A 19,455-nucleotide genomic window follows, 5' to 3' on the forward strand; every position below is an offset into this window, starting at 1 on the left:
CACGCCGGCAGGAATGACCGGATCGGCCAGCGTCACAGGTCCCGAGACCCGCGCCGGCGTTTCGCCCCGGCCAGCGCCTCGAGCGCCTGGCCGGCCTTCTCCTCGCTCGCGAAGGTCTCGACGAGTTCCTGCCCGTTCGTGCCGATCCGGCCCCAATTGCGCACCAGGCGCACGGTCCCGAAGAGATCGCGCTCGCTCATAAGGGAATAGAAGCGCCGGATGTCCTGCTCCGGGTCGATCCGGTGCAGGACAAGACGGAACCGGATAGGGGAACGCTCGTCGTCCATCACGATCCTAGCTCATTCATCTCTCCGGTCTCCCGGCTGCGAAGGAGTTCACGATGGATGACTTCGGCGGGTATTTACCGTGGCTCCTGCTTGCGCTGGGTGTTGCGATAGCGGCCACACTGCTACTGTATGGACTTGGATATATCCTGTAGACCTCCAAGAACCCAGCTCTGCAGCTTCCATCACGTTCCGTCGGCTTTGCCGATAGCCCTTCTTCAGTTTTCCAAGGCATCTTTAGAGGGCCAAAGGCACCGTCAAGTTATCGGAGAAGGGTGCACCGACTGTGGTTCGAGGTTGGATCAGGCGATAGTCACGGCGCCGGTTACCTCAGCCCAGGCCTGGAACGCCCGAGCGCGGGCACGGCGCTGATCGGCGGCATTGGTGTTGGCAGGACGACGGAAGAGGTTTGCCACCTGATCATGTACCGAGAGAAATCGCTGGGCCTGACCGGCTGACTTGAAGCGCTTCATGATCCGCTCGCGTCGTCGAGTCGGCTGATGACTGTTTTCTGCTCGGTTATTCAATCCCCGATGCTGGCGATGCTCGACACCGGGCATGATCTCTCGCTTGGCCGCGCCATAGCTCGCGAGTTTGTCGGTGATCATCACGCGGGGCGTGATGCCTTGCTTTTTGAGCAGCTTGCGCAATAGCCGCTTGGCTGCTTTGGCATTGCGCCGGCTCTGAACCAGAATGTCGAGTACGATCCCGTGCTGGTCCACAGCTCGCCACAGCCAGTGCTTCTGGCCGGCGATGCTGATGACAACCTCGTCCAGGTGCCACTTGTCTCCGGGTGCCGGGAGACGCCGGCGGATCCGGTTGGCAAAGCCCTGCCCGAACTTCAGCGCCCACTGCCGGACCGTCTCATGGCTGACCAGGATGCCGCGGGCGGCCAGCATTCCCTCGACCATCCGGAGGCTGAGCGGGAACCGAAAATAGAGCCAGACGGCACGGCTGATCACTTCAGCCGGAAAGCGGTGACGGGCGTAGCGAGGATGACGGGTCTTCTTCATCCCTCACGTATGGCTCCCGGTGGTCACCACTGGGTTAACCTGACGATGCCAGTGCTCGGCTCATCATGGGTCTGACTTCAGTGAGGAAAGCTTCGTCGCTGGCTCAGCCCAGCCAGGCGCCGACTTTTTCAACGAAATCTGCCAGGAGTTGACCTTTGTCGCGTTAGCAATAAACCCAAAACGGGCGAGTTTTATCCCATACACCTGCTCCCCGCCCTGGCCTCTCAATATCGAACAAGAGGTAATGCGCGGCGAGGCCGGAGCGGCCGACTAGATTGACCGCGTAGCACCGCCGTCAATGCGGATTTTTGAGCCTGTCACGTAAGAAGCGCGCTCGCTGGCAAGGAATGCCACCATATCGGCAAATTCCTGCGGGCGACCGTAGCGGCCGGCCGGGATGCTTGCCATCGAGGCCTTTGCGACAGCCTCAACGGACGAGTTGCTACGGTCGGCGGCCGCCTTGTCGAGCTGATCAACACGCTCCGTGTGAATGCGGCCCGGCAGGACAACGTTGACTGTAATTCCTTGTGCTGCCACTTCCGACGCGAGCGTCTTCGACCAGCCAATCACTGCAGACCGAATTCCATTGGACAGCGCCAAGCGTGGGATCGGCTGTTCAACGCCTGAGGAGGCAATAGTGATGATCCGTCCCCAGCCTCGTTCAGCCATAGGCGGCAGTAGACGCTGCGCCACATGAAAGAGGTTTGCAGCCATCGCCTCAAAATGAACGAGCCAATCATCGCGCTTAGCTTCGCGAGCTTCCGCTGACGGTGGACCACCGGAGTTCCCGACGAGAATGTCGACCCCGCCTGTCTCAAGGAGCCGGTCACATAGGAGGTCTACAGATGCGACGTCTGAGAGGTCAAGTTGCGCGGCAGTCACGCGCCCGCGGATATCTGCCGGAAGTTCGGCGATCCAACCATCGATCGCTTCCACACGGCGGGCCGCCGCTATAACGCTCGCTCCTTCCGCTGCAAGAGTCCGTGCTATAACTGCGCCGAGACCACGGCTCGCCCCAATTACAAGCACCCGCTTTCCATTAAGTCCGAAGTCCATCAGCCAATCTCCGCAAGGCGACGGGTCTGGCGGGCGATGAGTCGCTCGACCTCTGCGATATCTTTATTCGAGAGCTTGGGGCCGGGCTTGCGCAAGGCTCCCGAGGCAATAGCCCCACGCTTCGCCAGTGTGTACTTGCGGAGTGTCAACCCAAGGCCCGGCTGCTGCTCGTAGCGTGCGAGAGGAAGATAGGCATCAAAGAGATCATGAGCGCGCTCAACGTCACCTGCCGTGTAGGCCCTCCAGACATCGACCATCATTTCCGGATAGGCAAATCCGGTCATGGCCCCGTCGGCGCCGCGCCCCAGCTCCTCAGGAAGAAACATGCCGCCATTGCCGACCAGGATTGAGATGCGCCGCTCACCCTTCTCGCTCGCCGCGCGTAGAGCGGAAATCTTGGAAAGACCTGGCCAATCCTCATGCTTCAGCATTACGCAGGTCGGCAGTGCCTTCACGATGCGCAGGATCGTCGCGGGCGAGATCTGCACGTTTGTCACCAAAGGAAAATCCTGGAGCACGAAGGGCGTGTTGCCGAGGGTTTCGGCGACCGCGTCATAATAATTGTAAATCTGATCGTCGGTCCTGAGATTGCTGGGCGGTGCCACCATGACGCCAGCAGCGCCTTCCGCCATCACACTCTCAGACAGTTCGCGCATCGGTGTCAAACCGGGAGCCGACACGCCCACAACCACCGGCACGCGGCCTCCAACCCGCGCCAAGACGCGATTCACAAAGGCGTTCGACTCCGCAGCAGTCAACTTGGGTGCCTCGCCCATCATGCCCAACACGGTCAGGCCGGAGGCGCCCTTCTCTAGATAGAAGTCGACCATCCGATCGGTGCTCTCCAAATCGAGAGCGCCATCATCTGCGAAGGGGGTGACAGCAATGACGTAAACGCCCTTGGCGCTTTCATCGAGCAATGCCATGAAATGTCGTTCCTTACTGTTTTGATGGGAGAGGCAGAAGTTTGCCCGGATTGAGGAGCTCGGCGGGATCGAATAATCCCTTCAATGCCGCCATAAGTTCCAGTTCGATTGGTGCCTTGTAGCGAGGCATGTCGCCGACGCGCAGCTGCCCGATCCCGTGTTCGGCACTGATGGAGCCCCGACAGGCCTTGGCCTCATCATGCACGACTCGGGTGAGCCTCGGCGCCAGAGCGGCGAAATCGGCCTCGCTCATGTCGGCGGCCGGCAATAGGTTATAGTGCAGGTTGCCATCACCAAGGTGGCCAAACACTACATGTCGGACGCCGGGGGATACGGCTGCAACTGCACCCTCCGCAGCCACGATGAATTGAGCCATGCGAGCAACAGGAACTGAGATATCATGCTTGGCGGCCTTTCCCTCGCGTACCAAAGCCTCAGAAATCCCCTCACGCAGGCGCCAGAAGACTTTCGCCTGGGCAATGTCCTGTGCAATTGTCGCGTCGAGAGCAAGCTCTGCTTCGGATGCGGCGACGAGCGCATCCTCAAGCCGGGCTATCAGGGCTGCGTCATCATTCGTGTCTGACAGCTCCACCAGCACCATTGCTGGAGGTACGGCTCCAAAGGGGATACGAGCGTCTGCGACGTGGCGAAGCACGAGGTCTAAGCAAGCACCGGTCATAAATTCGAAGGCCGTCAGGCGATCGCCGCACTTGTCGCGCACGACTGCTAACAACGAGAGTGCCGCTTCCGTATCCCGCGCGGCGACGAGAGCGGTCGCCTTAGCCTTGGGCTCCGGGAACAATTTCAGTACCGCGCCGGTGATGACGCCGAGCGTGCCTTCAGAGCCGATGAAGAGATCGCGCAGGGCATAACCGGTATTGTCCTTGCGCAGGGCTGTGAGACCATCCCAAATGCGACCGTCCGGCAAGGCCACTTCAAGGCCGAGGGTCAGTTCCCGCATTGTGCCGTAGCGCAGCACGGCAACCCCGCCTGCATTCGTCGCGAGATTACCTCCGATTGTGCAGCTTCCCTCGGCTCCGAGGCTCAAGGGGAAGTGGCGGCCAAGCTCTTTTGCAGCAGTATGAACGTGGGCCAGTACGACGCCGGCATCGACGGTGATCGTGTTTCCAATGGGATCGATCTCGCGGATCTGGTTCATTCGTGTCAACGACAGGACGACTGCGACCCCCGATGCATCAGGGGTTGCGCCGCCCGACATGCTCGTGTTGCCGCCCTGCGGAACGATCGGAGTTCCTGTCTCACGGCAAACGGTGAGAATTGCCGCCACCTCCGCTGCAGAGCTGGGCCGGACCACTGCTTGTGCCGAGCCATGGTATTTTCCGAGCCAGTCGTTGACGTAAGGCGTCATTGATGCATCGTCAGTGAGAACGTTCCTCTCGCCAACGATGGCTGCAAGCCTGTTGAGGAGCTCGGTCATCGGGCTAATCCGACGGATGGACGGCCGCCCCAGCCCAGACGCACCCGGCCAACTGCCATAGTGACAGCCGCCTGCGTGGGCTCCACGACGGGGATTCCGAGCTCCCGCTCCAGCGCCTCGCGGAAACGGGCCATGCCAGCGCATCCCATGACAAGAACGTCGGCCCCATGCGTGTCGCGGAGCGTCCGACCAACTTCGATCATACGTCCGAGCGTGCGCGACTCGTCGGATAGTTCGGAGACGCCCAGACCGATGGACAGATCGGCGGCGAATCGATCGAGCACGCCCATAGCGCCAAAATAGCGAAGATGACGCGGGATCGAGGTTGGCAGGATCGCGATGACGCCGAACCGCTGGCCGAGCGTCAGGGCAGTCAGGACGCCGCACTCGGCAATACCCAGGACAGGCCGCGCACTCTGCTCGCGCAGCGCATGCATGCCTGGATCGGAGAAGCAGGCTACAACGAAGGCCGCTGCCTCGCTCTCAAGCGATGCCGCTTGCTTCAGGAGCGGTCCGACGATGCCGTCCACGTCACGCTGGGACTGGATACCCGGAGGGCCTTCAAGCAGGGTCATGCAGGCGATCGCGGGACCGTCGGTGGAACGGAGCGGCGCAACGGCAGCATCGATGCCCGCTGTAACTCTTTCGTTGGAATTGGGATTGATGACGTAAATCGTTCTGCTCATGGTTCACCTTTATCTTTGTCAGCCCGCACTCCCTGTTGTTGCGCGCGCCATGTGTCGTAGCTCTGCCGTGGCACCTGAAATCGGTCCCGCGTCGTGACATACCAGTCCGCACCGTGCAGGCGGCCAACGAGATCCAGCGCGTCGATATCGACGTGAAAGTTGTCGTCCACGAGACCATCGCGGATGTGCAGATGGACGATTTCGCCCACGATGAGATTGCGGTGGCGCGTACCAAGTGACAGGGACACGGTCTCGCGGCACTCAAGCTGCACCGGAGACGCAGCGATCCGCGGCGCGGCGACCTGTCGGCTCGGGGCCGATGTCAGGCCGGCGGCGGCAAGTTCGTCGATCTCGGACGGCAGATCAATGGCGCAGATCGTCATGGCCTCCACGAGAGCTCGGTCCACCAGATTGACCACGAAGCTTCCCGTCGTACGGATGTTGCGCATGGTGTCCTTCAGCGGCCCCTCTGCCGGCTCGCGACCCTCGATGCCAAGGACTACGAGCGGAGGAGCATGGCTGAAAACATTGAAGAAGCTGAATGGCGCGGCATTTACGTTCCCGTCCCTGTCGACGGTGGTGACGAGCGCGATTGGCCGCGGGAGAACCGTGTTCACCAGAAGCTTGTAAAGGTTCCGGTCGGTTAGCTCGCCTGTCGCCCAGTCCATGGCATCACCCGAGTATCGTGTCGAGCCGGCGCACGGTCTCGAAGAGAACGCGGGCGCCGTCAGCAGCCTGATGTGGTTCGATCGATTCCTCTGGCGCGTGGCTGCGACCGTCGAGGCAAGGCACGAAGATCATTCCAATCGGCCCGGTCAGCGCGACGAAGACGCCGTCGTGCCCTGCGCCGCTCGGCAGGTCCCGAGATGACAATCCAAGAGACGATGCGGCGGCCCTGATCGCCTCGCGCACGACGGGAGCACAGGGGGTCGGCGAAGCATGGCTCACAGGCTCTGCCTGAACTTCGAGTCTGAGTGCCTCTAGCGAAGGGCTGACCTCTTCGATCAATGTTTTGCTGAAGGTGCGGGTCGCGGCTTCGTCGCCGCACCGTACTTCAAGAACCATTTCGACTTCGCCCGGCACCGCGTTGGCCGCGTTCGGAAGAACATCGAGCTTTCCGACCGTAGCGACGAGAGGCTTGTCGCTGTCCGACAGCGCAAGAGCGCGGGCATATACTGTCTCTACGATGTGAGCGGCACCGACCAATGCATCTGCCCGCAGGGGCATTGGCGTTGCGCCCGCATGATCGGCACGACCCTTGACCGTGATGCGCTCCCGGTGAATGCCGACAATATCCGTGACGATCCCAATGGCGGTGCCCTCCTGCTCGAGCACACGCCCCTGTTCGATATGCACCTCCACATAGGCGACCGTTCCGTCGGGGGAACGCCTGACGGAAGCGAGGCTTTCGGGATCTCCGCCAATATAGGCCAAGCCCTCCCTCAATGTCATACCGTCAGGCCGCCTGAGATCCAGCATGTTGGCGGACAGCATTCCGGCTAGAGCCCTGCTGCCGATGCAAGATAGGCCGAACTCGCTCGGCTCCTCGGCGAGGAAATCGTAGATCTCCAGCGGATGACGCAGACGCTCGCCACGTTCAACGAGGCTCTGCGCTACTTCGAGTCCGGCGAGTACGCCGAGAATGCCGTCATAACGGCCACCTGAGGGCACTGTATCCGAGTGGGAGCCGATGACGATCGGCTTCAGATTTGGATCGGATCCGGCGAGTCGGCCAACGAGGTTGCCGGCGGCATCGACCGACGTCTCGAGCCCGCCGGCGCGGAACTCGTTGGCGAGCCATTCCCGCCCCTTCAGAAAAAGGGGCGAGAAGGAGCGCCGCGTCCATGGGCGGTCAGGATCGGTGATCCGCGACAGGGCCTCGATGCGCTCCCACAGACGATTGGCGTCGATGGCCACGGCCGTCACGCCGCCGGACAGAGGAAGCGGCCATCGCCAGCATTGTTGCGGATCGCTGATCCGTCCCAGGCGAGTGCCCCGCGCACATATGTCGCTGCTACGCGGACGGTGAACTCACGGCCCTCGAAAGAACTCCACTTAACGGCAGAGAGGCTCTTCGACGGATCGAACGGGAAGCGGCCGGGCTCCAGCACGACGATATCCGCATCGGCTCCTGCTTTAAGGCGTCCCTTATCGGCCAAGAGGAAGGCTTTCGCCGGTCCCTCACAGAGCTGCTTGACCACCATGGTCGGCGAGATGCCGTGTTCCTCGCAGCCAGTCCAAAAGGCTGGCAGCAGGGTTTCGATGCCCGGGCCGCCTGAGGTGTTCTTGAAGATGTTCGGGTCGCTCTTCTTCTCAAGTCCCCACGAGACGTGGTCAGAGGAGACGAAGTCGCAATGTCCCGCAGCGATATGGCTCCAGAGGAGCTCCGTTTCGGCCTTTGGGCGGATCGGTGGGTAATGCTTCACCTTCGCGCCGAAGCGTCGGACATGCTCCTCTTCGTTCAGCATCAGATATTGCACACAGCTCTCGATAGAAGCCTTGTAGCCGGCGCGCTTGTACATATTGGCGATCTCGAAACCACGCGAGGTCGAAACATGGACTGCGTGGGCGCGCGCACCTGTCTCGGCGCCAATCTCGTAGATGCGGGCGGTGGCGAGGTTCTCGATCAGCGGCGTGTGCGCGCGGGCGAAGGCATCGGGTCCGGTGTCGCCCGCCTCGACGAGGCGGGCGATGTTGCGCCTCGTCATCTCCTGATCCTGGTTATGGACACCGCAGAGCAGGCCCGTCGGGGCAAGGCGCCTGAAGGCCTCGTAGATCGTGTCATCACCGATACGCGGGAAGCGGGTGGGATTCGCCTCGAAAGTCGAGAACTTGAACGCGCATGCGCCCGCGTCAACGAGACCCGGGATCGCATCAAGGCCATTCTCAACTGTGATTGTGGCATAGAGCGCCACATCGACGTGGGCGTCACGTTGGACCGTGGCGACCTTTTCATTGAACAGGGTGGAGTCTGTAACCGGCTCCGGCTCGTCATAGGGCATGTCGACCATGACCGTCACGCCGCCCGCTGCTGCAGCGCGCGAGCACATGCCGATGCCCTCGTGGTTGGCCTGGCTGCCGGAATGAACCTGGCCGTCGATCACGCCGGGGATGATCCACTGACCGCGAAAATCCTGAGACTCGCGAGCTGAAGGCGGCGTGCCTGTGCCGACGGCTGCAACTTTTCCACTGGAGACGGCGACATAGCCGTCTTCGATAATCCGGTCTGACAGAACTACGTTACCGTGAAGGACGAGATCAAAATCGCTCATGGGAACCTGCTTGTTGGAGAGTGGCGGGCAAGGCCGACGTGTGATGCGGCAAGCATAATGGCAGCCGTTCAAAACCGATCATGCTTATTCTGGCATGCTTCATAACAGCGTGTTATTCCCTGCTGTGAGACGCCTCGGTGCGGTTCCTGCCCAGAGCATAGCTCGTCAAGTCGAGACCCAAAGCCTCCTCGACGATGGGGTACACGCTAGGATCCAACACGCTGGCGCTGAGCGGGATATGATCTTTCGCGATGCGCAGGATGGCGAGCTCCATGCCTTCCCGTACATGGCCGACGCTGAGCGGCGTGCCATCGTCGTTGAGCGTGGTAATGACGTCTGGATAGGTCGCGACACGCTGCCCTTCGAGGTCAGTCACGGCCATATATTCATTCATCACGTGCAGAATACGGGCATTCTTCCCCTCACCGATCTGAATGGTCCCGACGTCGAAGGCCTGCCGGGTATACTCGATGGATTTTCGGATGACTTTGCCTTGGCCGACCACCACACCCGACGTCTGATCGCAGATCGCGTCGATGACAGCGCGGCCGCCTTTCGGCCTTGCAGCCAAGATACGTTCGCCGAGCGCCAATGCTATTGAGATTCCACCCAGGGCCGCGTGCTGGCGCACGTAAGAGGCAGGAACGGGGTTGCGGCAGGAGGCAATGAAACCGCCCGACATGTCAGAGGTCGTGCGCAGGATCGGCGAGACCTTCGCAGTCGTGCCGCGGACCACAAGCTCGATATAGGCGTTCTGGGATCGATTCCCTCCCGCCGCGGTCTGGATTGTCGCTTCAGGGCTGCTAGTGAGCCCGATCGATCCCATATCGCCGGTAGGATGCGCTCGAATATCCCCGACTGCATCGATGACCTTTGTGCCCAGAACCGCACTTGGCAGCCAAGCATTCAGCGTGCTCGACATGCCGTTCTGACCAATCATCAGGCCGTAGACCGCCTTACCGAGCGCGTCCTGCAGCAGCTCGACAGCACGCACGTAGTCGATCCCGAGCATCTGCCAATCGGTTGTTCCTGCTGGTGCCCCAATGGCCGCCGCTGTTGCGATGATGGCATCGTCGGGAACCTCGTCCATGGAGACGAGCTCAGGCTGGCCTGTCATGACCGCGGCCTGGCCCAACATGCGGCCATGTTCCGGCCAGCCGCCTCCCCCCGCCGCATAGATTGATCCGCCGGCGATCGCCGTCTCGACATCGTCAATGGTCAGGATTCGTTTCATGTCCCCTCCGTCGCCGACGCGGCATGCACCGGCGTACCGGCCCGAAACCGACCATAGTGGGTGTTATCCCAACGGGAACATGCTATTTCTGCGTCAGGTCATAACTGGATGTTATCTCCATGCGTTTCAATCTGCGTCAGATCGAGGTGTTCCGCGCCGTCATGGTGACAGGCTCGATTAGCGGCGCGGCTCGCCTGTTGGCGGTATCGCAACCTGCGATCAGCCGGTTGCTCGCATATACGGAAGATCGTCTCGGCCTGAAGCTCTTTGAGCGTGTAAAAGGCCGCGTCCAGCCAACCCCTGAGGCCAGGCGCCTTTTTGCGGAAGTGGATCAGGTCCACCAAGGTGTTCTTCGGGTCAACAACCTCGCGCAGGAGTTGCGAGAGCGTGGTACGGGCGGCATGCATGTTGTCGCCAGCCCAAGCGTCGGCCAGGCTTTCGTGCCTGAGGCCATCTGCCTCTTCCGGCAGCACTTTCCCGATGTGCGGGTCGAATTCGAGATTCTGACCCTGCCGGAGCTTGTAGCCCGTGTCAGCGCAAACCGGGTGGATTTGGCCCTTTCAGTCCTGCCGGTCGATGAGCCGACCATTGTGGATACAACGATCCTGGAGGGAAGCCTCAGAGTCATCTTCCCGCGCGGCCATGAGCTCGCTCATTTGTCCGCGATCACCCCTGCTGATCTAGCGCCTTATTCTCTCATCGGCTATGGCCCCCAAACCCCTTACGGCCACCATGTCGAGCACGCCCTTGCGGCAAGTGGCACATCGATTCGGTTCGACACTGTCGTGCGGTTCACGCCCGTGGCCTGCTCCCTGGTCCAAGCCGGAGCCGGAGTCGGCATCGTGGATGAATTCGTGATCCGCAGCGGTACTTGGCCCAGAATCGAGGCGCGACCGTTCCTACCGCACACACGGATGCACGTTCACCTTCTAACATCGCGCTTGGAACCTCTGTCGCGCGTCGCCCAGGCATTCGCGAAAATCCTGCACGATCTTGCAGGCGAACGCGTGTCGAAAGCCGATGCCGGCTCGAACACTGTTACTTAACATAATGTTATGCCTCGGCCATAAGATAGCATGGGCAAGGAATGGGTTACTGCTGATACGTTGATCTATGGATGGCTCATTCCATCAAAAATTATAAGGGACAGAGGATATGTGGATTTCGTCAATGAAGGGGGTGCGCGCTGCAGCCCAAGGCCTGGCTCTTGCCGCTCTGCTCGCAACTCCCGTCCTGGCACAGGATGCCGATCACCCGCAGAACGAAAAACTGAAGGTCGCCTGTGACCTCGGTTTCGCTCCGTTCTGTTTCAAGACTGCGTCCGGCGAGATTACCGGCTTCACTTATGATTTCGCAGACGCGATTGCGAAGAAACTTGGTCGCCCGGGCATCGATGTCACGGACAGCAATTTTTCCGCGATCTTTGCAGGCCTGTTCTCCAAGCGCTACGAAATGATTCCGGCTCCGACAAACATCACCGCCGAACGTGCGGCCCAGATGCTGTTCAGCGAACCCTATATGCCGACGGGTCTTGGTTTTCTCGTCAAGAAGGGCGGTAAGATCGCCAACCTTGAGGACTTGAAAGGCAAGGCGCTGACCGTCAACAACGGCAGCATCTCGGACAAGTGGCTCACCGACAACGAAGCCAAATACGGCTTTTCGATTCAGCGCTACAATAAGAACGCGGATGCCGTGCAGGCCGTCATGATCGGCCGCGCCTTCGCAAATGTCGCGGACGCTCCCGTATCACGCTATGTCTCGACCCAAGTCCCTAATACTCAAGTCGCCTTTGTGCTCGACAGCGGCCGCCACTTCGGCATCGCCTTCCGCAAGGAAGACACCGCATTCCGCGCAAAGGTCGAGGAGGCCGTCGAGTGCCTGAAGATGGATGGCACCCTCGCCAAGATCCACGAGAAATGGTTTGGCGTGCCACCGGAGGAGGGCTCGTCCACGGCGAAGGTCTATCCCGGCACCGGAGCGCCCGACTTCGAGGGCTATGATGCTACCGAGCGCAAGACGTCGTGCAAGTGATGGCTGCGCAAGGCAGCATTAGCACCACCGGTGGCGGTGATCTCGTCGTCATCGAGGGGTTGCGCAAGTCCTTCGGCGCCGTGGAGGTTCTCCGCGGCATCGATCTTAAGGTCAAGAAGGGCGAGGCGGTGGTGATCGTCGGCTCGTCGGGTTCGGGCAAGAGCACCTGCTTGCGATGCATCAATCGCCTCGAGGAGCCAACCAGCGGACGCATCGTTGTCGGCGGGCACGAGGTCACGGGCAAGAACGTGGATCTCAACGCTCTGCGGCGTCGCATCGGCATGGTATTCCAAAGCATCAATCTTTACCCGCACAAAACGGCACTCGGCAATGTGACACTCGCCCTGCGCAAAGTTGCTGGGTTGTCCAAGGCCGAGGCTGACGCGAAGGCTCTCAAACACCTCGAACTCGTGGGTCTCGCCCATAAGGCGGATTCCTATCCCGCGCAGCTCTCGGGCGGTCAACAGCAGCGCGTCGGGATCGCACGCGCCATGGCGCTCGAGCCGCAAGTCATGCTTTTCGACGAACCGACGTCCGCCCTCGATCCAGAGCTGGTTGGTGAGGTGCTCAATGTCATGGTGCGCACGAAAGATCTGGGTATGACCATGATCGTGGTTACCCATGAAATGCAATTCGCCCGCGAGGTGGCCGACCGCGTAGTCTTTATGGACCATGGGGAGGTTCTGGCGCAAGGGACACCGGAGGAGATCTTGGTTTCTCCGCAACATGCCCGAATCCGCGAGTTCGTGACTCGGTTTAAATCCTGACGGCAGCCGATGGATCAGATTGTTCGATACTTCTTCGACTTTCCCCTGATGGCAGCTTACTGGCCGGATATCCTCAGAGGATTTCTCGTCACCATCCAGATGTCGGTGCTAACGATCGTGATCGGGATTCCTCTTGGGCTCCTGATTGCCATCGTTCGGCTCTATGGCATCAGACCGGTCAATGTGCTGATCATCTTCTACATCGATTTCTTCCGTTCGATCCCGCAGCTCGTACTAATCGTGCTCGCCTATTTCGCCTTACCCTATTTCGGGCTGGTTCTCGAGCCATTCACTGCAACGGTGCTCGCGCTCGCCGCCGTCCTATCGGCATTCGCGGAAGAAATCTTCTGGGCCGGCATCAACGCAGTCCACAAGGGGCAGTGGGAGGCGGGTCGCTCGACCGGTTTAGGCTTTACCCAGACGCTCGCTTATATCGTCTTGCCGCAAGTCGTGCGGATATCTATTCCGTCGCTCACAAACCGAGCAATCGGCATCAGCAAGGGCACCACGCTCGGCTCCGTTGTTGCGGTCCCAGAACTGCTCAATATCACCTCTAGCATTCAGTCGAACGTCGCCAATCCGACCGCGCTGACTGTCGGTGCACTTCTCTTTCTCGCCCTGTTCCTGCCGTTCGTGCGCTTTACCCGCTGGCTTGAGCAGGCCTACGCCCATCCGAGGTCCTGATGAGCGAGCTCGTCACCACCTTCTTCAATCTAGACGTGCTCCGGGAGGTCTGGCCGCTTCTGGTCGAAGGCCTATGGCTGACCCTCGCCCTCGCGGCTGTTGCAGTGCCGCTCTCCATTGGCATCGGTTTGGCCATTGCTGTGGCGCAGGATCTGCGCAGCACCGCATTGCGCATGGTGCTCGTCGCCTATGTGGACACGCTCCGCGCTGTGCCACCCCTCGTCCTGCTGATCTTCATCTTCTACGGCATGCCGTTTCTCGGCCTCAATCTCGGAGGGTTCCTGGCCGCCGTCCTGGCCCTGACGCTGAATGGTTCGAGCTACTTTGCCGAGATCTTCCGTGCCGGCATCGAATCCGTCCCGAAGGGCCAACGGGAGGCCGCCCGCTCGACCGGTCTAACCTGGCTCCAAAGCATGGCCTATGTGGTCGTGCCGCAGGGAACCCGCAACGTGCTGCCGGATCTGGTCAGCAACACGGTTGAACTCTTCAAGCAGACTTCCATCGCGTCTGCAGTGGCCCTGCAAGAATTGCTGCGCTCGGCCCAGATTGCGCAAGGTCTCCTCTACAACCCGACCCCGCTCGTGGCGGCCGCCATCGTGTACTTCCTCATGTTTTGGCCATTCGTGCGCTTGGTGTCCCGGATGGAGAACAAGACCGTCATGCATTCAGCCTGACCCTTTGGCAGCAAAGGCCGAGTTCCCTATGAGCATGCAATCTTTCGACATAGTGGTCCGCGGCGGCCGGGTCGTGTCTCCACAGGGCGTCGCGGAAACGGATATAGGCATCCGCGACGGCCGGATTGCTGCGCTAGGGTCGGAGCTCTCGTCCGCGGGCGACGTAATCGACGCGAGAGGTCTTCTCGTACTCCCTGGCGGGGTAGATGCCCACTGTCATATCGACCAGATAGTTTCGAGTGGTGCCCGCACCGCGGATGATTTCGCTAGTGCGAGCATCGCGGCCGCGTTCGGCGGAACCACCACGCTTATTTCCTTCGCAGCCCAGCATCGGGGCCAAAGCCTTCGTCGCGTGGTTAATGATTACAAGACTCGTGCAGAGGGCAAGTCCGTACTCGACTACGGTTTCCACTTGATCGTGACGGATGCCTCTCAGCAGACGCTAGACATCGACTTACCCGCGCTTGTGAGCGAGGGCTTCACGTCGGTGAAGATCTATCTCACCTACGATGCCCTTCGCCTCGACGACCGGGCGGCGCTCGACGTTCTGGCGGCAGTCCGACGCGAGGGGGCGATGCCGCTCATCCATGCGGAGAGCCACGACATGATCGCGTGGTTCACCGGGAAGCTCCTGTCAGCCGGCTACAGCAAGATCCATCACCTCGCCGACGCACGGCCAATGCTCGCGGAGCGTGACGCGGTGCATCATGCAGTCTCCCTGGCGGAACTCGTCAACGTTCCGATCGTGCTGGTCCATATGTCGAGTGCGGAAGCGGTGGAGCAGGTTCGATGGGCTAAGAAGCGCGGCTTCCCGATCCATGCTGAAACCTGCCCGCAATATCTGGTCTTGACGCGCCAAGCCCTCGACCGGCCGTCTTTCGAGGCCGCCAAGTTCTGCTGCAGCCCTCCCCTGCGCGACAAAGCAAGCCAGGACGCGCTGTGGTCGGCCCTAAGTGATGGCACACTTTCGATCCTATCCTCGGATCATTCCGCCTTCGTGATGGAAGGTCCTGACGGCAAGCTGAGGGATGGTCCTGATACGGCCTTCAACCGGGTCCAATACGGCATGCCCGACCTCGAGCTTCGCCTTCCCCTCATTTTCTCTGAGGGCGTCGTGAGTGGACGTCTATCGATCGAGCGGTTCGTCGAGGTGACAGCCACCGAGCCCGCGCGCCTTTATGGCCTCGCGGGTCGCAAGGGTGTCATCGCCCCAGGCGCTGATGCTGATCTCGTCCTCTGGGATCCCAAGAAGCAGATTAGGATCACCCCCGAGGCCTTGCACGACGGCCTTGGCTGGACACCATACGAGGGGCGCGAGGTGACGGGCCTGCCGGTGATGACTATGGTGCGCGGCACGGTTGTTTGTCGCGAAGGTGAACGACTTGCACCGGACGGGCACGGCCGCCTTCTGGCTCGGGCACGGCCGGAGGTCTGCGCCATTGCTACACCACCGGTAACCGGCTTCGATGTGGTGAGTGGCCGTTTTGTGTGCGACGCTCCCGCTTCTTAGAAAACTCACCGGTCCGGATCCGCTTTCATGGACCATTTTGATGCGATCATCATCGGCGCAGGCGTCGTGGGGCTTGCGGTCGCGCGGGAGCTTGCCCTGCAAGATCTATCGGTTCTCTTGCTGGAAGGTGCAACGGGCATTGCTACCGGCTTCCGGTCCGTGACCGCAATCAGGGTCCCGCAGGTCTGGCGGATGGCGTCGCCGGACGGGCTCTTCGGGGGATCATGAAGGGTTCGATCCGTGCCGCCGCCCTGCTCCGGGCCCAGACACCGGAGGCGCTGGCGGCCATCCGCGATGCGGTGCGCCAAACCGTCGCCGCATACGCACGGGATGGGGCGTTCGAGGTGCCGATGCCGGCCGTCGTGGCCGCCGCCGAGAGGCCCTGAGCTCGCGATGGGCGGACTAGAAAATTGACGCCCCACTCACCGGCGAGGCGTGACAGCCGATTTCGACTACGGCCGGGCTCGAACTGGACACTCTCCCCGCCTCACCGCCAAATCCAGTCGGGAACGGCGTCGGGGATCCCGTGGGTCAGTAGAAGCACAGGGTCGAGCGGCGGCTGGCGGCAATCTTCGCGGCCGATGTAGCAGGCTACTTGCGCAAGATGGAGCAGGACGAGACCGGCACGCTCCAGACCTTGATAGCCCACCGCGCAACCATGGACCGGCTGATCGCCGAGCATGGCGGCCGGATCGCCAACACGGCTGGGGACAGTGTCCTGGCCGAGTTCCCGAGCGCGGTCGATGCGGTGCAATGCGCCATGGAGATCCAGGAGACGCTGCAACGGGCAAACGATGCCACTTCTTCGGAACGTCGCCTCGCCTTTTGCATCGGCGTGCATATCGGCGGCGTAATGGTCGCGGGCGACGACCGGTTTGGCGGTGCCGTTAACATCGCCGCCCGCCTCCAGGCTCTGGCCGAGCCGGGTGGCATCTGCCTGTCGGAGGCGGCCCAGCAGTACGTGCGCAAGGCGCTCGGCCTTCGGCTGGAGGACCTGGGGCCTCAAGCCGTCAAGAACATCGAGCAGCCCATCAGGGCGTTCTCGGCAAAGTCGGCGGAAGGAGCAACGGCGCCCGGGCAGGGGCTGGGCAAACCTCTCACTATTCCGGACAAGCCATCGATTGCCGTCCTCCTGTTCACCAACATAAGAGGCGACCCGGATCAGGACTACTTCGCCGACGGCATCGTCGAAGAGATCATCGCGGCTCTGTCGCGTTCCCGCTCGCTCTTCGTCATCGCCCATAACTCCACTTCTTCCGCGGAGGCCTTGTGATGAATTACCCGCCGGCTGCCCTGCTCCCGATCACGCAGATCCGGCTGGTAAAAGCTGCTGCCGTCCACTAGCCTGACGGATGCGTCCCCCGCACGAGCCGATCTTTGCCGCGATCTGGCTTGGCTCATCGTGCGGCATCGCCGCTGTTGTTGTTGCTCGATTACAGGTGGGTTGTCGTGTCATCCGTGAGTCCGCTACGTCTCATCAAAGCCGCTCAAGTCCTTCGAGGCTTCACAGAGGACGACCAGCCGCATCTCGAAGTTGATGCCGCAGTTGTGGTCGAGGGCGGCGTGATCCGCGCCGTTGGCCCGGCAGATACACTCATTGCGGCCTATCCACAGGCCGAGATTGCTGGCGGACCGGGCTTCGTGGTGACGCCGGGCTTCGTTAATGCGCACCATCATATCGGGCTCACACCGCCGCCTTGTTGCACGGATGGGCGAGTTGGCAACCGGCACCGGGTGACATAGGAGGACTGCGCTCTTCATGTCGGATCTCTGCCGTGCCATTCAAAGCCAATGCCGCCCGCCGTCACCGCATCCCCAAGCAGCGGTACCGGGTAACGAACTGGGCGGAGTACGACGCGGCCCTGCGTCAGCGGGGGAGCCTCACGGTCTGGTTCACCGAGGAAGCCATTGCGGCCTGGCGGGCCGAGCCCCGCACGACACGAGGCGGCCAACCACATTACTCACCTCTGGCGATCCGAACAGCCCTGACGCTCCGGGCGGTGTATCGGCTGGCGCTGCGCCAGACCGAAGGGCTGATCGGCTCGATCGTCCAACTCCTCGGCTTGGATCTGGCGGTGCCGGACCACTCAACCCTGAGCCGCCGCGCCGAAACCCTGGAGGTGCCAGGACCATGTCCGCGCTCCAAAGGACCTATTCACCTGCTGGTGGACAGCACAGGCCTGCGGCTGTGCGGGCCCGGCGAGTGGCTGATCGAGAAGCATAGCACCCGCAGACGCCGATCCTGGCGCAAGCTGCACATCGGTGTCGATGTCGAAACCGGACAGATCCTGGCGTCTGAGCTGACGACCAGTGACGTCGATGACGGCTCGCAGGTTGAGCCCTTGCTCGACCAGGTGAAGGGCTCGCTCGCCTCCTTCATCGGCGACGGAGCCTATGATCAGGCTGGTATCTACGACACTGTTGCTAAGCGCCATCCTGATGCTGACGTGATCGTGCCACCGCGATCAACAGCGGTGCTGAGCGAGATGGCGGAGAGCGCTCCGACCCAGCGTGATCGGCACCTCCAAAGCATGGCCGAGCATGGGCGCGTGGGCTGGCAGAAGAGGTCCGGGTACACGCGTCGGGCTCTGGTGGAGTCAGTTATCAGCCGCTTCAAACGAGTGATTGGAGACGCGCTGCGCTCGCGGACGGATCGGCGTCGCGCCACTGAGGTGGCCATTGCCGTCCATACCTTGAACCGCATGCTTGAGTTTGGGCGCCCAAAGTCCATCCGACTTGCCTGACATCAGGCGAGGTTAGGCGAAATGCCTGCCCCGGCCGATCTATGCAACAAGGCCGCTCCGGGGCACTAGTTGGCTCGGTGGGCCGGCGGGCTGCAACCACATTGTCTAGGCAAGTTGCAGCGCGGGGACTTGCGACGGGTGCGGGTTCCTGGGGTGGTGCGCTCACTGGCGGTGTCGCTCTTGTGGCGCTAGTTGCCTGGGAGGCGTGGGATCACAAGAGCACTGTTGCCGAGAACCGACCGCTGCTGCGGAACAACATCGACCACTTCCTGCAGCTCTATGAGTCGGGCCTGGTGGAGCCGCATGGGATGATCGGTAACATCCTCCACGAGCTGGAGAGGCAGATCACAGCGAGCATTCCGACCTGACGTGTCCCTGCTGCAGCGGAGGATAAGTGCTGTGCTGAAGACCTTGGCGTCGCGGCTTCTTGCCAAGGCCGGCTGACGCGGCCTCCATCCGCTCGCTTCTATAGATGATCGTGTTGAAAGGCCTCGATCTGACCTAGCTCCCAGTCACCCTTGTAGGGGACTGGTACCCTGAGGCGCGCCGGTGGCATTGGGAAGGTGTTGCGGAGGCTGCGGAACCGCTCGTCGGGCTGGTCCTTTGTGAGCAGCCCGGCCTGGTGCAGCTTAGTATTTGTGAGTGACGGGACCAGAGGCTTGGAAGGCCTACTTCCGGTCTTGGTTGTGTCAAAACGCTGACGGATCGCTCGTTGAAGAAACTTTGTGCCGTGTAGGCCTAGACAGGCCGGATATTTCTCAGTGCAGGCGCATGAAAGTGTACAAATATTTCGTCGAGAGCGGGCCTGTTTGAGTTTTCACAGCCAGGGTCAAATTGAGAAGTTCAGGCAGGCCAGATGAAGATCTGCTCACAGCACGAGACCGGACTTTCCTGGTCGCACTGCAGACTGCTCCGGGACAGCGCGTCCAGTGAACCGGGGATTGGCGGAGAGCAGGCCTTGAACGACTCAGCTAAGGTCGCCCTGTCACGTTCAGTCGCTAGCCAACACGGCCGTGTGTTTTATTTCACAGCAGTAAAGATTGGCACAAAATATGCTTCTCAACTCGGGGCGGATCCTCCGTCGGTTCCGTGTTGAGAAGGGATGTTATGAGCAAGAACGTATCAAAGGCCAAGAC

General features: G+C 61.2%; 22 protein-coding genes. 12 read left to right on the forward strand and 10 right to left on the reverse strand.

The window, feature by feature from the left end; genetic code table 11:
* Positions 1 to 32: 32 nt before the first annotated feature.
* The 10 genes from ACS5Q1_RS30355 to ACS5Q1_RS30400 form a co-directional block, all read right to left on the reverse strand.
* On the reverse strand, positions 33 to 287 hold the full coding sequence (locus tag ACS5Q1_RS30355; RefSeq protein ID WP_473101698.1) for a WGR domain-containing protein: 255 nt from the start codon (positions 285 to 287) through the stop codon (positions 33 to 35).
* Positions 288 to 586: 299 nt separating this feature from the next.
* A complete protein-coding gene (locus ACS5Q1_RS30360; protein ID WP_473101699.1) occupies positions 587 to 1,297 on the reverse strand; it encodes an IS6 family transposase in 711 nt (236 codons plus the stop codon).
* 270 nt (positions 1,298 to 1,567) lie between these two features.
* Complete coding sequence (locus ACS5Q1_RS30365; RefSeq protein WP_473101700.1) at positions 1,568 to 2,353, reverse strand: SDR family oxidoreductase; 786 nt, start codon at positions 2,351 to 2,353, stop codon at positions 1,568 to 1,570.
* Positions 2,353 to 3,279, reverse strand: a complete 927-nt coding sequence (locus ACS5Q1_RS30370) for a dihydrodipicolinate synthase family protein (protein WP_473101701.1) — start codon at positions 3,277 to 3,279, stop codon at positions 2,353 to 2,355. Before ACS5Q1_RS30370 ends, ACS5Q1_RS30365 begins: the two co-directional genes overlap by 1 nt.
* A gap of 13 nt (positions 3,280 to 3,292) precedes the next feature.
* Positions 3,293 to 4,717, reverse strand: coding sequence for an FAD-binding oxidoreductase (locus ACS5Q1_RS30375; RefSeq protein ID WP_473101702.1), 1,425 nt, complete (start codon positions 4,715 to 4,717; stop codon positions 3,293 to 3,295).
* Positions 4,714 to 5,403, reverse strand: a complete 690-nt coding sequence (locus ACS5Q1_RS30380; protein WP_473101703.1) for an aspartate/glutamate racemase family protein — start codon at positions 5,401 to 5,403, stop codon at positions 4,714 to 4,716. Before ACS5Q1_RS30380 ends, ACS5Q1_RS30375 begins: the two co-directional genes overlap by 4 nt.
* The gene (locus tag ACS5Q1_RS30385; protein WP_473101704.1) at positions 5,400 to 6,071 is read right to left on the reverse strand and encodes a flavin reductase family protein; all 672 of its coding nucleotides are present in this window, start codon (positions 6,069 to 6,071) and stop codon (positions 5,400 to 5,402) included. Before ACS5Q1_RS30385 ends, ACS5Q1_RS30380 begins: the two co-directional genes overlap by 4 nt.
* A 4-nt stretch (positions 6,072 to 6,075) precedes the next feature.
* Positions 6,076 to 7,320, reverse strand: coding sequence for a hydantoinase/carbamoylase family amidase (locus tag ACS5Q1_RS30390; protein WP_473101705.1), 1,245 nt, complete (start codon positions 7,318 to 7,320; stop codon positions 6,076 to 6,078).
* 5 nt (positions 7,321 to 7,325) lie between these two features.
* The gene (locus ACS5Q1_RS30395; RefSeq protein WP_473101706.1) at positions 7,326 to 8,675 is read right to left on the reverse strand and encodes a dihydroorotase; all 1,350 of its coding nucleotides are present in this window, start codon (positions 8,673 to 8,675) and stop codon (positions 7,326 to 7,328) included.
* 112 nt (positions 8,676 to 8,787) lie between these two features.
* Positions 8,788 to 9,909 (reverse strand): DUF917 domain-containing protein, encoded by a 1,122-nt coding sequence (locus ACS5Q1_RS30400; protein ID WP_473101707.1) that lies wholly within the window; start codon positions 9,907 to 9,909, stop codon positions 8,788 to 8,790.
* A 119-nt stretch (positions 9,910 to 10,028) separates the two neighbouring features.
* Between ACS5Q1_RS30400 and ACS5Q1_RS30405 the strand changes: the two genes are divergently transcribed.
* From ACS5Q1_RS30405 to ACS5Q1_RS30460, 12 genes are all read left to right on the forward strand, one after another.
* Positions 10,029 to 10,955 carry a LysR substrate-binding domain-containing protein gene (locus ACS5Q1_RS30405; protein WP_473101708.1) on the forward strand — a complete coding sequence of 309 codons (927 nt, stop codon included), beginning with the start codon at positions 10,029 to 10,031 and terminating at the stop codon, positions 10,953 to 10,955.
* Between the two features lie 124 nt (positions 10,956 to 11,079).
* Positions 11,080 to 11,940, forward strand: a complete 861-nt coding sequence (locus ACS5Q1_RS30410) for a substrate-binding periplasmic protein (protein ID WP_473101709.1) — start codon at positions 11,080 to 11,082, stop codon at positions 11,938 to 11,940.
* Positions 11,940 to 12,707 (forward strand): amino acid ABC transporter ATP-binding protein, encoded by a 768-nt coding sequence (locus tag ACS5Q1_RS30415; RefSeq protein ID WP_473101716.1) that lies wholly within the window; start codon positions 11,940 to 11,942, stop codon positions 12,705 to 12,707. The genes ACS5Q1_RS30410 and ACS5Q1_RS30415 overlap by 1 nt, the downstream gene beginning before the upstream one ends.
* Before the next feature lie 9 nt (positions 12,708 to 12,716).
* Positions 12,717 to 13,391, forward strand: a complete 675-nt coding sequence (locus ACS5Q1_RS30420; RefSeq protein WP_036360775.1) for an amino acid ABC transporter permease — start codon at positions 12,717 to 12,719, stop codon at positions 13,389 to 13,391.
* Positions 13,391 to 14,065 (forward strand): amino acid ABC transporter permease, encoded by a 675-nt coding sequence (locus tag ACS5Q1_RS30425; RefSeq protein WP_036360774.1) that lies wholly within the window; start codon positions 13,391 to 13,393, stop codon positions 14,063 to 14,065. Before ACS5Q1_RS30420 ends, ACS5Q1_RS30425 begins: the two co-directional genes overlap by 1 nt.
* Before the next feature lie 28 nt (positions 14,066 to 14,093).
* Positions 14,094 to 15,575 (forward strand): dihydropyrimidinase, encoded by a 1,482-nt coding sequence (gene hydA / locus ACS5Q1_RS30430; RefSeq protein WP_473101710.1) that lies wholly within the window; start codon positions 14,094 to 14,096, stop codon positions 15,573 to 15,575.
* 27 nt (positions 15,576 to 15,602) lie between these two features.
* The gene (locus tag ACS5Q1_RS30435) at positions 15,603 to 15,803 is read left to right on the forward strand and encodes an FAD-dependent oxidoreductase (RefSeq protein ID WP_473101711.1); all 201 of its coding nucleotides are present in this window, start codon (positions 15,603 to 15,605) and stop codon (positions 15,801 to 15,803) included.
* Positions 15,800 to 15,961 (forward strand): hypothetical protein, encoded by a 162-nt coding sequence (locus ACS5Q1_RS30440; RefSeq protein WP_473101712.1) that lies wholly within the window; start codon positions 15,800 to 15,802, stop codon positions 15,959 to 15,961. Before ACS5Q1_RS30435 ends, ACS5Q1_RS30440 begins: the two co-directional genes overlap by 4 nt.
* Before the next feature lie 182 nt (positions 15,962 to 16,143).
* Entirely contained in the window at positions 16,144 to 16,848 is a 705-nt protein-coding gene (locus ACS5Q1_RS30445; RefSeq protein WP_473101717.1) for an adenylate/guanylate cyclase domain-containing protein, read from the forward strand.
* A 176-nt stretch (positions 16,849 to 17,024) separates the two neighbouring features.
* Entirely contained in the window at positions 17,025 to 17,318 is a 294-nt protein-coding gene (locus ACS5Q1_RS30450) for an amidohydrolase family protein (protein ID WP_473101713.1), read from the forward strand.
* Between the two features lie 32 nt (positions 17,319 to 17,350).
* Positions 17,351 to 18,319, forward strand: coding sequence for an IS5 family transposase (locus ACS5Q1_RS30455; protein WP_473101714.1), 969 nt, complete (start codon positions 17,351 to 17,353; stop codon positions 18,317 to 18,319).
* 101 nt (positions 18,320 to 18,420) lie between these two features.
* Complete coding sequence (locus tag ACS5Q1_RS30460; protein WP_473101715.1) at positions 18,421 to 18,687, forward strand: hypothetical protein; 267 nt, start codon at positions 18,421 to 18,423, stop codon at positions 18,685 to 18,687.
* The last annotated feature ends 768 nt before the right edge of the window (positions 18,688 to 19,455 follow it).

Source organism: Microvirga sp. GN3, from assembly GCF_055792825.1.

Excerpts from the sequence above, each read along its gene's own strand:
- ACS5Q1_RS30355 (WP_473101698.1), bottom strand. The coding sequence starts at position 287 with ATGGACGACGAGCGTTCCCCTATCCGGTTCCGTCTTGTCCTGCACCGG.
- ACS5Q1_RS30360 (WP_473101699.1), bottom strand. The coding sequence starts at position 1,297 with ATGAAGAAGACCCGTCATCCTCGCTACGCCCGTCACCGCTTTCCGGCT.
- ACS5Q1_RS30365 (WP_473101700.1), bottom strand. The coding sequence starts at position 2,353 with ATGGACTTCGGACTTAATGGAAAGCGGGTGCTTGTAATTGGGGCGAGC.
- ACS5Q1_RS30370 (WP_473101701.1), bottom strand. The coding sequence starts at position 3,279 with ATGGCATTGCTCGATGAAAGCGCCAAGGGCGTTTACGTCATTGCTGTC.
- ACS5Q1_RS30375 (WP_473101702.1), bottom strand. The coding sequence starts at position 4,717 with ATGACCGAGCTCCTCAACAGGCTTGCAGCCATCGTTGGCGAGAGGAAC.
- ACS5Q1_RS30380 (WP_473101703.1), bottom strand. The coding sequence starts at position 5,403 with ATGAGCAGAACGATTTACGTCATCAATCCCAATTCCAACGAAAGAGTT.
- ACS5Q1_RS30385 (WP_473101704.1), bottom strand. The coding sequence starts at position 6,071 with ATGGACTGGGCGACAGGCGAGCTAACCGACCGGAACCTTTACAAGCTT.
- ACS5Q1_RS30395 (WP_473101706.1), bottom strand. The coding sequence starts at position 8,675 with ATGAGCGATTTTGATCTCGTCCTTCACGGTAACGTAGTTCTGTCAGAC.
- ACS5Q1_RS30400 (WP_473101707.1), bottom strand. The coding sequence starts at position 9,909 with ATGAAACGAATCCTGACCATTGACGATGTCGAGACGGCGATCGCCGGC.
- ACS5Q1_RS30405 (WP_473101708.1), top strand. The coding sequence starts at position 10,029 with ATGCGTTTCAATCTGCGTCAGATCGAGGTGTTCCGCGCCGTCATGGTG.
- ACS5Q1_RS30410 (WP_473101709.1), top strand. The coding sequence starts at position 11,080 with ATGAAGGGGGTGCGCGCTGCAGCCCAAGGCCTGGCTCTTGCCGCTCTG.
- ACS5Q1_RS30415 (WP_473101716.1), top strand. The coding sequence starts at position 11,940 with ATGGCTGCGCAAGGCAGCATTAGCACCACCGGTGGCGGTGATCTCGTC.
- ACS5Q1_RS30420 (WP_036360775.1), top strand. The coding sequence starts at position 12,717 with ATGGATCAGATTGTTCGATACTTCTTCGACTTTCCCCTGATGGCAGCT.
- ACS5Q1_RS30425 (WP_036360774.1), top strand. The coding sequence starts at position 13,391 with ATGAGCGAGCTCGTCACCACCTTCTTCAATCTAGACGTGCTCCGGGAG.
- hydA (WP_473101710.1), top strand. The coding sequence starts at position 14,094 with ATGAGCATGCAATCTTTCGACATAGTGGTCCGCGGCGGCCGGGTCGTG.
- ACS5Q1_RS30435 (WP_473101711.1), top strand. The coding sequence starts at position 15,603 with ATGGACCATTTTGATGCGATCATCATCGGCGCAGGCGTCGTGGGGCTT.
- ACS5Q1_RS30440 (WP_473101712.1), top strand. The coding sequence starts at position 15,800 with ATGAAGGGTTCGATCCGTGCCGCCGCCCTGCTCCGGGCCCAGACACCG.